We start from the raw sequence: 13,708 nt of genomic DNA on the forward strand, positions 1-13,708 counted from the left end.
GGTAGTGTCTCACTTTGAAATTTGATAGGCTAGTCAATAGGTATATTTTGTGGTAGTTTACACTTACTATGAAAAAACGCCAAAGACTAGATTTTAATCAACTTGCAAAAGCTGTTGCTGAAAAGGCAGAGCAAGAGCATATTATGATTAAGCCTCAAACAGCATCAAAAATTCAGGTCTCATCAATTGCTCACAATGATGAAGATTCTGAAACTTTATTGATGGCATTTATCAATGCTCAATCTATTGAAGAGCAAAGTAAGAAATAGATTAATTTATACGTCTATTCCGCTGCAAATGCTGAATTTGGAAAAGCCGCAGACTGACTTGATACACCATACTTCATGCCTGTTTGTGGTTGCTACAAAATTATCCGAATAATCTCATTCAAGTATGGCAAGATAAGGCGGTTCAGTATAACCATTTGCTGAAAGATTTTCGGGATTGCCTCGATAAATTTCGGCAAATGGTTTCGCAGATGAATCGGAATTTAGATAAAACTTTTGTATATGTTGTGGTGGTTTGGTGCTGTTGTTAAAAATCCAGCTAATTCTGAAAATCCTTTACTCCAAGTTCTTTTCAGAAAAATCATTAAAAGAACCCAAACAGAAATTGTTCTGGGTAATTTAGTAAAAGAAGAACTTCCTGTTGCAACCATTTCTCAATACCTGATTGGTTCAATATGACCCAATAGTAAATCGAGTGAAATTGTAGATGGGGCTGTATTAGATTAGCAGTTATGCTACCCTGCAAAAATGAAGATAACAAACTGTAAATTAAACAAAAAAGCACAAAAGAGATTGCTTGAATTTTTTGTACTTGAAGTTACTGCCCGCGCAGCTGCCAATTTGTTGGAGATTAACCCCAATTCAGCAGCCCTGTTTTACCGCAAAATCCGTCAAGTCATTGCCTACCATTTAGAACTTCAAGCAGATGAAGTTTTTGATGGTTCTGTTGAATTAGATGAAAGCTATTTTGGCGGACAACGTAAAGGCAAACGCGGTCGCGGAGTAGTAGGTAAAGTAGCTGTATTTGGTATTTTAAAACGATATGGTAAAGTTTATACCGTTGTTGTTGAAGACACCAAACAAACTACTTTATTGCCTGTTATTAAACGAAAAATCATGCCTGATAGTATTGTTTATACAGACTGTTACAAAAGCTATGATGTTCTTGATGTAAGCGAATTTATTCATCATCGCATCAATCATTCACAGATTTTTGCAGACCGTCAAAACCACATCAATGGCATTGAAAATTTCTGGAACCAAGCAAAACGTGTTCTGAGAAAATACAACGGAATTGACCGTAAATCTTTTCCATTGTTCTTGAAAGAATGCGTGTTCGTTTTAACTTTGGTACGCCAAAAGAGCAGCTAAAAACTCTGCGAATTTGGTGTGGTATTTAGGACTAATCTACGTCAGCCCCAAATAATTTAACATTGATAATTTAAATTTAAAACATTAAATTTTAGTATTAGGAAACAATCATGAACAAAACCCTCTACAAAGTGATTTTCAATAAAAAACGCGGTTGCATGATGGTTGTCGCTGAAAACACCACTCATGAGGGTAAGTCAGCCGCCGATACAACAGCTTAATCCGTTGAAGTGGCTATGGGTTCGGTTCATTCAGCATTCTCCGTATTATCCTTTTCTGTATCATTAATTTTAGGCGCAGCCAGTATTTTGGTCGCGCCTTTAACTTTTGCAGAGGGTATCGTTGCCGATAAAACCGCCCCTAAAACCCAACAACCCACCATTTTGCAAACAGGCAACGGTACACCGCAAATCAACATTCAACCCCCTACTTCGGCGGGGGTTTCTATCAATCAGTACCAGCAGTTTGATGTCAATAACAAAGGGGCAATTTTAAATAACAGTCGTGGTCATACCCAAACGCAATTAGGTGGCTGGATTCAAGGCAATCCTTGGTTGGCAGGTGGTCAAGCACGCATAATTGTCAATCAAGTCAATTCTGCCAATCCATCTTTATTAAATGGTTATATTGAAGTGGGTGGGCGGCGAGCAGAAGTGGTAATTGCCAATCCTGCGGGCATTCAAGTGAATGGCGCAGGATTTATTAATGCCTCTCGCGCCACTTTGACCACAGGTATGCCACAATACCAAGCAGGGGCTTTAACAGGTTTTGCTGTGCAACAAGGCAGTATTGGGATAACTGGGCAAGGTTTGGATGCCAGTCAAACCGATTACACCCAATTATTGAGCCAAGCAGTCAAAATAGATGCGCCGATTTGGGGCAAAGATGTACGCATATTGGTGGGACAAAATAATGTGTCCGCAGATGGGACGGTGTATGCAGTAAACAATATTTCAGGCAGCCAATCATCAACCAACAACCCATCTACTGCTACCATTTCAAGCACACCACTGTATGCCATAGACACAGGTGCATTAGGCGGTATGTATGCTGGCAAAATCACCTTAATCAGCACAGCACAACAAGCTGGTATTGGTAATCAAGGGCAACTGTTTGCTTCTGCTGGCAATGTTGCCATTGATGCCAAAGGGCAGTTGAGCAATAGCGGCACAATTGCTGCTACGAATGCGCAAGATGCCAACAATTTGGCGGAACACAAAGTCAATATCCGCAGTCAAACTGTTGAAAATAGCGGTACAATTGCATCACAACAAAGCACGCAACTTCAAACCCAATCTATTCAAAATAGCGGCACATTATTGTCTTCTGGCGAATTGTCTATTCGCAATTCAGGCAGCCTGAAAAATGAGGCATCAGGTACGATTGAAGCCGCCCGTTTGGCTATCCATACCGATACGCTCAACAATCAAGGTAAACTCGCCCAAACAGGTTTGCAAAAACTCTATATTGCAGCACAGGGCAAAATGGATAATCGTGGCCGCATTGGTTTGCCGGATACGATACCTGCGTCATCAAATGGTTCAAACAGCAATACAGGAAATCACACTCCGAACACATCTTCAAATTCCTCCCCTACCGCACCGACCACTGCAGCAGGTGCAGGTAGTGCAGCCGTTAGTACAGTTACATCAACCGCAGCCCCGACCTTTGCTGATGGTTTGATTCAAACAAGTAATACTTTAACCAATTCAGGCAGCATCATTGCCAATGGGCAAACCACCGTGGTGGCACAGCAAGGGTTAAATAATGCTGGGCAAATAGATGTTCATCAACTGGACGTAACAGGCGCAGCGTTTAACAATCAAAACGGGGCGTTAATCAGTGATAAGGCCCATATTCAAACAGATAGTTTCAATAATCAAAACGGCAACATCACAACACGTAAACAGCTAACGATTGAAACCACTCGGCTGAATAATACTAATGGCAAATTGTTGTCGGCAGGCAAAGCTGATTTAACCGTTTCAGGCAGCCTGAATAATGCCCGACAAGCAGAAATTCAAGCCAAGCATTTAACGCTCAATACAGGTCATTTAAATAACGCGGGTAATATTTTGGGCGAAGGCAGTAGCCGTATTGCCAGTCAAAACAGCTTACGCAATTCAGGCAGCATTGCTATTGGACAACTGACAGCAAAAGGTCAAATCTTAAATAATGCGCAAGGGCAAATTGTTGTAGATACAGCCAATGTTCAAAGTCAGCAACTGCTGAATCGAAACGGCAATATCACGACCACACAACAACTGACTGTTCATAGCCAAAAGGTAGATAACCAACAGGGCAAACTCTTGTCTGCTGGAAATGCACAATTTACCGTTTCAGGCAGCCTAAACAATCAAAATGGCGAAATAGCAACCAACCAACAACTCGCCATTCATGATGATAAGCGGCATACCCTTGAGATTGATAATACAGATGGCACGATTCAATCAGGTCATGATGTTTCTATTCAAGCCAAATCTTTATCCAATAAAGGCACGCTTGCCGCTGACGATAAGCTCGATATTGCACTGCAAGATGATTTCCATGTAGAGCGCAACATCGTAGCAGGTAATGAGCTTTTATTCAGTACACAAGGCAGCCTGCAAAATGCACATACTTTGCAAGCAGGTAAATACATTCAAATTCAAGCGAACAGCATCAATAATGAAGCGCAAGGCAGTATTCAATCAAGTGGTACAACAGATATTGCCGCGCAGCAAAGTTTGGATAATCGCGGCTTAATCGATGGACAGCAAACCAAAATTCAAGCCGAACAGGTGCGTAACATCGGTACAGGTCGGATTTATGGCGATAACGTAGCCATTGCTGCCACTCGTTTAGACAATCAAGATGAAAATGGCACTGGTGCCACCATTGCTGCACGAGAAAACTTGAACTTAGGAATTAATCAATTAAACAACCGTGAAAACAGTCTGATTTACAGTGGCAATGATATGGCGATTGGTGGTGCATTAGATGCCAAAGGTCAAGCCGTAGGTAGAGCTCAAAGTCTGCACAACGCCAGTGCCACTATCGAAGCCGCAGGCAAAATGCGTTTAGGTGTTGAAACGTTGCGTAATACCAATGAGCATTTGCAAACGCAAGTAGTAGAGACAGGGCGCGAGCGTATTGTGGATTACGAAGCACAAGGACGCAACGAACGTTTACGCGAAGGCATGCAACAAACACAGGGTTGGTTTACCTACGATGATGAATCCATCCATCTGCGTACACCAGACGGCGCAACCCATGAGCAATGGCACAAATACGATTACGACCAAATTACTCAAGAAACCCAAGTTACTCAAACTGCGCCAGCCAAAATCATTGCAGGTGGCAATTTAACCATTGATGCCGAAAAAGTCTTCAATACCGACAGCCAAATCATCGCTGGCGGCAGCCTAATTGCGCCTACCGAACAAAACGGTTTGCACAATAAGCAAACCTTTGGGCAAAAAATCGTTTCCAGTGAAAATGGTAAATTACACCGCTATTGGCGTGAGAGACATAAAGGGCGTGATGAAACAGGTTATGACGTATCCTCATACACACTACCTACCGAAATCCAACAATCTCTCACTGGGTTCATTTGCTTACGAGTCCAACCGTAAAGCAACCAGCCATACTGGGCCCGAACAAAACGCAGGTTTGCAGTTGGGTGGTTGGGACAACATTCGCACGCTAACCAATCAAGTAAACATACTGAATGGTACAGGCAGCTCTGCCTTACTACCCACCAGTAGCCTATTTACCATCCATCCAAATCACAATGGTTATTTGGTAGAAACCGACCCACGCTTTACCAACTACCGCCAATGGATAAGCAGTGAGTATATGCTGTCTGCGCTCAAAACAGACTCTGCTCGATTACACAAACGTCTGGGTGATGGTTACTACGAGCAACGTCTCATCAACGAACAAATTACTGCACTCACAGGACACCGCCGTTTAGATGGTTACCAAAACGATGAAGAGCAATTCAAAGCGTTGATGGATAATGGTATTACGGCAGCCAAAGCCATGAATCTCAGTGTCGGCATTGCATTGAGTGCCGAACAGGTAGCGCAGCTGACCAGCGACATCGTTTGGTTAGTGCAAAAAGAAGTCAAACTCCCTGATGGCGGTACGCAAACCGTATTGGTGCCGCAAGTTTATGTACGCGTTCAAAATGGCGACATAGACGGCAAAGGCGCATTATTGTCAGGTAATAATGTACAAATAGACGTTTCAGGCAGCCTGAAAAACTTAGGTACCATTGCAGGGCGCAATGCGCTTATTATTAACACCGATACTTTAGACAATATCGGTGGACGTGTTCATGCTCAAAAAGCAGCTGTTTCTGCTACGCAAGACATCAACAATATTGGTGGCGGTCTCTCCGCTGAACAGGCATTATTGCTAAAAGCAGGCAACAACATCAACAGCCAAAGCACAACCGCCGGCAGCCAAAATGCGCAAGGCAGTAGCACTTACCTAGACCGAGTAGCAGGTATTTACATCACAGGTAAGGAAAAAGGTGTTTTAGCAGCACAAGCAGGCAAGGACATCAACTTCATTGCCAGTCAAATCAGCAATCAATCAACGCAAGGGCAAACCCAGCTGCAAGCAGGACGCGACATCAATTTAGATGCCGTACAAACCGGCAAACATCAAGAAACCCATTTTGATGCCGACAACCACATTATTCGCGCTTCAACTAATGAAGTCGGCAGCAGTATTCAAACACAAGGCGATGTTACTCTGTTGGCAGACAACAACCTTAATGCCAAAGCTGCCGAAGTCAGCAGCGCAAACGGCACGCTTGCCGTATCCGCTAAAAATGACATTAATATCAGCGCGGGCATCAATACTACTCAAGCTGATGATGCGTCCAAACACACAGGCAGAAGCGGCGGCGGTAATAAATTAGTCATTACCGATAAAGCCCAAAGTCATAACGAAACCGCTCAAAGCAGCACTTTTGACGGCAAACAAGTTTTATTGCAGGCTGGACACGATGCCACCATCAGTGGCAGCAATGTCATTTCCGACAGCGGCACCCTGATTCAAGCAGGCAATAATGTTCACATTGGCACAATCCAAACTCAAAACCAAAGTAAAACCTATCATCAAACCAAAAAATCAGGATTGATGAGCGCAGGTATTGGCTTCACGATTGGCAGCAAAAAAGATACGCTGGAAAACCAATCCCAAAGCACAGAACATACAGGCAGCACCGTAGGCAGTATCAAAGGCGATACCACCATTATTGCAGGCAAACAATACACCCAAATCGGCAGTACCGTTTCCAGCCCTGAGGGCAATCTCCTAATTGCCGCAAAAAACATCAATATTAAAGCTGCGCAAAACCAGTTTGACAACAAAACTACCCAAACCTACGAACAAAAAGGTTTAACGGTGGCATTCAGCTCGCCTGTTACCGATTTGGCGCAACAAGCTATTGCCATCGCACAAAGTGGTAAACAAGTCGGACAAAGCAAAAACGATCGCGTCAATGCCATGGCAGCCGCCAATGCAGGTTGGCAAGCCTATCAAACAGGCAAGAGCGCGCAAGATTTAGTCAATGGAACAACCAATGCCAAGCAAATCAGCATTTCCATTACCTACGGCGAACAGAAAAACCAACAAACCACCCAAATTCAAGCAAACGAAGCCCGCGCGAGCCAAATCCAATCAGGCGGACAAACCACATTAATCGCCACAGGTGCAGGCGAACAATCTAATATCAACATCATAGGCGCAGGCGTTGTAGGCAAAGCAGGAACTACCCTAATTGCTGATAACCAAATCAATCTGCAATCAGCCGAACAAACCAATACCGAACGTAGCCAAAACAAATCAGCAGGTTGGAATGCAGGTGCTGCTGTTTCATTCGGGCAAGGTGGCTGGTCATTAGGCTTTACCGCAGGCGGCAATGTTGGCAAAGGCTACGGCAATGGCGACAGCATTCCCCACCGACATACCCATGTTGGCGATTCAAATAGCCAAACCATTATCCAAAGCAACGGCGACACCATGCTCAAAGGCGCACAAGTCATAGGTAAAGGCGTACAAGTTGATGCCAAAAACCTGCATATCCAAAGCGTACAAGACAGCGAGGGCTACCAAAGCAAACAACAAAACGGCAGCGCACAAGTAACCATAGGCTATGGCTTCAGTGCTGGTGGCGATTACAGCCAAAGCCACATCAATGCCGAACACCAAAGCGTTACCCAACAAAGCGGTATCTTTGCTGGTGATGACGGCTATCAAATCCAAATAAAAGACAACACCGACCTTAAAGGCGCATTGATAACTTCCAGCCAAAGCGCAGAAGACAACGGTAAAAACCGATTTGCCACAGGTACACTCAGCTTCAGCGACATTCAAAACCGCAGCAGCTACGATGGCGAGAGCTTCGGTGTTGGTGCGAGTATTGCTGTGAGTGGCGATACATTAGGACAGGGAGCGCAAAATAATCCGCAAGAAAGCCGCTTAAAAACCGTAGCCGATAAAAACGGCACAGGTTCGTCTATCGGTTACGGCAGCGACAGCAACAGTCAAAGCAGCGTAACAAAAAGCGGCATCAATACGCGCAACATCATCATTACCGATAAACAAAAGCAAATCCAGCTGACTGGCAAAACAGCCGAGCAAAGCAAAGCCGAAATTCACACCAAGCTAAATACTGAAGCCCTACAAGAGAACCCAAATCTTTCAGGCAGCCTGAAAAATACCTTTGACAAAGATGCGGTGCAAAGTGAGTTGGATTTGCAGAGAACGGTTAGCCAGCAATTCAGTCAAACCAGCCAGCAAGCAGGGACGCACATCAACAAAAAATATGATGAGCAAAAAGTAAAAGAAAAAGCTGCCATAAAAGCTGCTGAAGAAGCGTTAGCCAATAATGATATGGCAACCTATGTCATTAAACTGCAAGAAGCGGCTAATGCAGAAAAATCAGCGGCAAATTGGCAACGTGGTGGCGTATTGCTCAATATGATAAGCGCAGGATTAAGTGCGCCCACTCAGAGTACAGCAGGGATTGCCGCAGCGACTGCATCGCCAGCATTGTCATATCAAATCGGACAACACTTCAAAGGATTAGCCCAAGAAAACCAACGCAGTGGCAAAACAGAAAATGCCGAACCCACCACAGGACAACAAACCGCCCATATACTCGCCCATGCAGTATTAGGCGCGGCAACTGCTGCGGCAGGAGAGCATAATGCACTGGCAGGAGCGATAAGCGCAGGTGGTGCGGAAGCGGCTGCGCCTGTGATTGGTAAATGGCTATATGGAAAAGACAAAGGAAGCGATTTAACGGCAGAAGAGAAAGAGGCTGTAACGGCGATTACGAACTTGCTGGGGACTGCTGCGGGTGGGGCTGTTGGGAATAGCACAGCCAATGCGGTACAGGGCAGCCTGAATGCGCAGGGGGCGGTGGAGAATAATCACTTACGAAAAGGGCAACGGGAAATTAAAAAAGCTGAATTACGTTCCTGCAAAGGGGATTTCTTGTGTGAATTAAAAGTTGAAGAAAAATGGGAGCAGATAGGCTTACAAAACCTACGAGAACTGTATGCAGCTTGTGATAAAGGTATTAAGACAGCAGAATGTAATAATTTCAGAAATCAAATTGATACATCTACATATCAAGGAAAGCGAGATTACAACTATCCTACTGGATTGGAATTAAAAAGCGAATTGGCTGGAGCAATAGGAGTCGGTCCTCAAGTCAATGGTAAGGTCACTATAACATTAGGTAATAGAGGTTCTTCTGCACAAGCAGAGGGTGGAATTGGTTTAGGCATCGGCGTGATAGCTTCTGGTGGTATATCAAAACAAACAAGAAAATTAGAAATTGATGATAATAAGAGTTTTGATGCAACAACAGAATATACCATATGGAATCCTAAATTCGGTTCCAATCCTTCTGATAATAATGCAACACTAGGTACAAAATTAGAACTGGAAGGTAAAGCATTAATATTTCATGGGAATGCAAGTATATATGGAGGAAGGGAATATAAATCCAATAATAGTTCTTCTATATACAGAGGAGCGGAAGGAAAGGTTTCGACAAAAACACAAATAGGTAGTGGATTGATGCTTAAATGGGATATTTGGAATGGCAGGACTCAGAAATATGACTATAAAATTAAAAGATAAAGAAAACGCTATGTTGGTTGCTAGTAAATTCCAAAGAAAAATGCGTTATCCTAAATTGTTTTTTGTGATTTTTGGCATAATTTCAGGTTTGGCACTTATTCAAAAAATAATAACTGGTCATAGTTTTTTAGATAACACCATATTAGGAGTAATGTTTTTTATGTATTTCTTTTTTGGTGGGATAGGTACTGTTTTTTTTATAATAATTGCTGGAATATGTCCGTATTGTCATGAATTTCAAAAACTGAATGGCACAGCTATTAGTTTAGATGACGATAATGTTACTTATTCAAAAGGGGTATCTCCATTTAATATCGATTATTGCAGTAAATGCGGCAATCCTTTGTCCCCAAAGGCAGTTGAACATGTTTTCAATCAATGTACTGATAATTAGCCAGCGTAGCCTGTGCAACATACCAACCGTGAAATGGCAGGGTGTGCATTCATGCACACGCGGTTTTAGCGATGCTTAACTTTATTTACTGCCTACGGCATGCTGTTCTAGCTTTGCATAAGTTCGTGTGGCTAAATCATAGATTTAGACACTCACTTATAGCCAAATCAGAGATTTGGATAAAACATGCAAGGCTGCCTGAAAAATACCCTTTACACTATTTTATTTTGTTTTAACCCTCCAAACTCCCCCCCTTGAACTATGCCTACCCCACCCCTAAACATCATCTCCCCAAAGCTCTTCCCCAATGAGACATGGAACGAAAGCGAAGCACTTGGTGCAATGACTTGGCTATGGCATCAATCTGCCAGCCATCGCCAAGTGACTATTGCTGAGATGATGGCGTATGTATTACCTGTGTTAAAAAACGGTCAATTTGCTCTGTTTTGCAAGGGTACGCAACCAATTGGCTATATCTCTTGGGCATATTTTGATGAAGTGGCGCAGGCGCATTATTTGCAATCCGACCGCTATTTACGCGACAACAGTGATTGGAACTGCGGCGATAATATTTGGATTATCCAATGGTTTGCACCATTGGGACACAGCCATCAAATGCGCTCGGCTGTACGCCAGTTATTTCCCAATACAACAGTACGCGCTCTGTATCATAAGGGAGCGGATAAGGGTTTGAGGGTTTTAACCTTTGGAGCTTAATGCAACCGTGTCTTAAATGTAACCATGTATTCAATCAATACTTATTGATGATTTTATTAACTTTGCGACCACACCATGAAACTTCATTTATTTGCCTAATATTCGCCTCTTGTCTTTGTGCTGCTTATCGGCAGGTATCATCGCTCCTGCTACTTTGTTCGCCGCGCCTAACCCTGCTGAAATCCGTTTGCAACAAGATATTTTGCAACGCCAACGCGAAGAACAGTTGCGTCAAACGATGCAGCCTGAAACAGATGTGCGTTTGGATAGTGGGCAGGTTAATGAAACAGTCAATCAGCCTGTTGGCAATGACGACAGCCAACCGTGTTTTGCGATTAATGAAGTGGTTTTAGAAGGCGAACACCATCAAAAATTCCAGTTTGCTTTAAAACGCGCATTGCATGAAACAGGTTTTCAGGCAGGCAAATGTTTGAATGCGGGCGATATTAACCGCATCATGACCGTAGCGCAGAATGCAGTTATCGGACGCGGTTTCACCACCACACGCATTTTGGCTGCACCGCAGGATTTAAACAGCGGTAAGTTGGTATTAACGGTGTTGGCTGGGTATTTGAAAAACATTGAGATTGATGTGTCGCAAAAGGATGAAACTCATGCGGATAGAATTGCGGCATTTCAAAACGAATTCCCCACCCGTTCAGACGGCATCTTGAATTTACGCGATTTGGAACAGGGTTTGGAGAATTTAAAGCGTATTCCAACAGCGGGCGCGGATATTCAAATTGTGCCAGTGGACGGCGTACCCAATCAAAGCACGGTGTTGGTAAAGTGGCAGCAACGATTGTTGCCTTAACGTTTAAATGTGGGCATTGATGATTCAGGCACGAAAGCAACAGGCAAATATCAAGGCAATATCAAGGCAATGTTACTTTTTCAGCGGATAATCCACTGGGATTGAGTGATTTGTTTTATGTGAACTATGGACATTCAATCGGCAATGTACCCGATGAAACAGGCCGTTCAGGCAGCCTGAAAAAAGGCAACAGCCGCAATTATGCCGTCCACTATTCCGTTCCCTTTGGCAAATGGACATGGGCATTTAATCACAGCGGCTACCGTTATCATCAGGCTGTGGCAGGTTTGGCCGAAGCCTACGACTACAACGGCAAAAGTTACAATACAGATTTTGGTTTCAACCGCTTAATCTACCGCGATGCCAAACGCAAAACACATTTGGGTGCAAAATTGTGGACTCGTGAAACACAAAGCTATATTGATGACGCAGAAATCACGGTACAACGCCGCAAAACCGCAGGCTGGTTGGCTGAGTTAAGCCATAAAGAATACATCGGCAGCAGCACCGCCAATTTTAAAATCGCCTACAAATGCGGCACAGGCATGAGCGATGCTCTGCCAGCGCCCGAAGAAGCCTTTGGCGAAGGCACATCGCGCATGAAAATTTGGACAACAAGTGCCGATGTGAATATTCCTTTCCAAATTGGTAAACAACCATTTGCTTACGACACAACCATCCAAGCACAATGGAATAAAACACCGCTCACAGCCCAAGACAAATTTGCCATTGGCGGTCGCTACACCGTACGCGGCTTTGATGGCGAATTGAGCCTAGCAGCCGAACGCGGTTGGTATTGGCGCAATGATTTGAGTTGGAACTTCAAACAAGGACATCAGTTATATTTAGGTGCAGATGTGGGACGCGTTTCAGGACAATCCGCGCAATGGTTATTGGGACAAACTCTGGCTGGCGCAACGCTTGGTGTGCGCGGACAAATGAAAGCGGGTGGGCAACTGTATTATGATTTGTTCGCCAGCCGCGCTTTGAAAAAGCCCGAGGGCTTTGAAACGAAAAGATGGGTAACGGGGTTTCGGGTGGGGTATGGGTTTTAGGAATATTGAAAGGGCTGTATTAGATTAGCCCTAAATATCACGCTAAATTCATAGAATTTTTAGCTACTCTTTGGTGTGTCAAAACTGATAATCTAATACAGCCCCTAAATATTTATTATCAAATTCAAATTTTGCTTGCGAAAATGTCTTTTGAGTTAATCCCTGTATAATTGGCTGGCTGTTTTTATGTCTTTATGATTCATAATAATTCCTTTGCAAAAATATACGATTAAAATTAAAAAAGTGATTTATTCCATGCTAAAATTCAAACTGAATTTTAAGAGAATTTTAGCTATGAATATTCTACCTATTGATAAAAAAGTACAAGTAATCCAGCTTCTTCTTGAAGGCTGTTCTATGCGTTCAATAGAGAGAATTGTTGGTTGCTCAATCAATACTGTTACCAAATTATTGGTTGATACAGGTAGGGCTTGTTTTGAATATCAAGACCTTAATTTACGCAATCTTACCAGTAAATTAGTTCAATGTGATGAAATTTGGAGTTTTGTTTATGCTAAACAGCGCAATGTACCTGAAGAGTTGAAAGGTATTTTTGGTTATGGTGATGTCTATACTTGGACTGCATTAGAACAGAAAGTAAATTGATATTGAGTTGGCTGGTAGGTGCGCGTAATGCAGGTTGTGCTAAACTATTCATGCAAGATGTAGCCAGTCGTTTAGCCAATCGTGTTCAACTTACAACTGACGGTCACCACCCATATCTACAAGCAGTTGAAGATGCCTTTGGTGGTGAAATTGATTATGCGATGTTAGTAAAATTATATGGCAGCCAACCAACTGATGATAAACGCCGCTATTCTCCATCAGGATTTAAAGGTGCATACAAACAAATTATTTCAGGTAGTCCAGTAGATGAACACATTAGTACCAGCTTTGTAGAACGCCAAAATTTAACCATGCGTATGCACATGAGACGATTTACTCGTTTGACCAATGGATTTAGTAAAAAAGTTGAAAATCACATGAATGCAGTCAGCTTGCACTTTATGTATTACAACTTTGGACGAATACATAAATCTTTGCGTATTACCCCAGCAATGGCTGCTGGCATTAGTGACCATGTATGGAGCATTGAAGAGATTGTGCGATTAGTTCCTGAGCCTGTTGCAAAAAAGCGTGGTCCTTACAAGAAGAAAAGCGAATCACAAAAAATAAAATTTTAAAGTGAGACACTACC

Annotated in this window: 6 protein-coding genes and 4 pseudogenes; all 10 read left to right on the top strand. The window is 43.1% G+C overall.

Annotated features, from left to right (window positions below; all coding sequences use genetic code 11):
• The first annotated feature begins 68 nt into the window (after nucleotides 1-68).
• The 10 genes and pseudogenes from ACFPVS_RS12850 (at nucleotide 69) to ACFPVS_RS12890 (ending at nucleotide 13,694) form a co-directional block, all read left to right on the top strand.
• Complete coding sequence (locus ACFPVS_RS12850) at nucleotides 69-269, top strand: hypothetical protein (RefSeq protein ID WP_096295313.1); 201 nt, start codon at nucleotides 69-71, stop codon at nucleotides 267-269.
• Between the two features lie 240 nt (nucleotides 270-509).
• Nucleotides 510-686 carry a hypothetical protein gene (locus ACFPVS_RS12855; RefSeq protein ID WP_157742735.1) on the top strand — a complete coding sequence of 59 codons (177 nt, stop codon included), beginning with the start codon at nucleotides 510-512 and terminating at the stop codon, nucleotides 684-686.
• A 69-nt stretch (nucleotides 687-755) separates the two neighbouring features.
• Nucleotides 756-1,408: pseudogene (locus ACFPVS_RS12860) on the top strand (IS1595 family transposase).
• An 81-nt stretch (nucleotides 1,409-1,489) separates the two neighbouring features.
• A pseudogene (locus tag ACFPVS_RS13775) lies at nucleotides 1,490-2,983 on the top strand (two-partner secretion domain-containing protein); the annotation flags it as partial.
• A 204-nt stretch (nucleotides 2,984-3,187) separates the two neighbouring features.
• Nucleotides 3,188-8,813: pseudogene (locus ACFPVS_RS12865) on the top strand (hemagglutinin repeat-containing protein); the annotation flags it as partial.
• Between the two features lie 694 nt (nucleotides 8,814-9,507).
• Nucleotides 9,508-9,924 (top strand): hypothetical protein, encoded by a 417-nt coding sequence (locus ACFPVS_RS12870; protein WP_096295400.1) that lies wholly within the window; start codon nucleotides 9,508-9,510, stop codon nucleotides 9,922-9,924.
• A gap of 261 nt (nucleotides 9,925-10,185) precedes the next feature.
• On the top strand, nucleotides 10,186-10,641 hold the full coding sequence (locus ACFPVS_RS12875; protein ID WP_096295316.1) for a protein-lysine palmitoyltransferase: 456 nt from the start codon (nucleotides 10,186-10,188) through the stop codon (nucleotides 10,639-10,641).
• 91 nt (nucleotides 10,642-10,732) lie between these two features.
• Nucleotides 10,733-11,455 carry a POTRA domain-containing protein gene (locus ACFPVS_RS12880; protein ID WP_232507391.1) on the top strand — a complete coding sequence of 241 codons (723 nt, stop codon included), beginning with the start codon at nucleotides 10,733-10,735 and terminating at the stop codon, nucleotides 11,453-11,455.
• Nucleotides 11,456-11,556: 101 nt separating this feature from the next.
• Nucleotides 11,557-12,510 (top strand): ShlB/FhaC/HecB family hemolysin secretion/activation protein, encoded by a 954-nt coding sequence (locus tag ACFPVS_RS12885; protein ID WP_332457905.1) that lies wholly within the window; start codon nucleotides 11,557-11,559, stop codon nucleotides 12,508-12,510.
• 294 nt (nucleotides 12,511-12,804) lie between these two features.
• Nucleotides 12,805-13,694 (top strand): annotated as a pseudogene (locus ACFPVS_RS12890) (IS1 family transposase).
• Nucleotides 13,695-13,708 lie beyond the last annotated feature (14 nt).

Source organism: Neisseria weixii, from assembly GCF_042658245.1.
Lineage (GTDB): Bacteria > Pseudomonadota > Gammaproteobacteria > Burkholderiales > Neisseriaceae > Neisseria > Neisseria weixii.

Bases quoted from the DNA above. Each gene is read 5' to 3' on its own strand.
- ACFPVS_RS12850 (WP_096295313.1), top strand. From the start codon at position 69: ATGAAAAAACGCCAAAGACTAGATTTTAATCAACTTGCAAAAGCTGTT.
- ACFPVS_RS12855 (WP_157742735.1), top strand. From the start codon at position 510: ATGTTGTGGTGGTTTGGTGCTGTTGTTAAAAATCCAGCTAATTCTGAA.
- ACFPVS_RS12870 (WP_096295400.1), top strand. From the start codon at position 9,508: ATGACTATAAAATTAAAAGATAAAGAAAACGCTATGTTGGTTGCTAGT.
- ACFPVS_RS12875 (WP_096295316.1), top strand. From the start codon at position 10,186: ATGCCTACCCCACCCCTAAACATCATCTCCCCAAAGCTCTTCCCCAAT.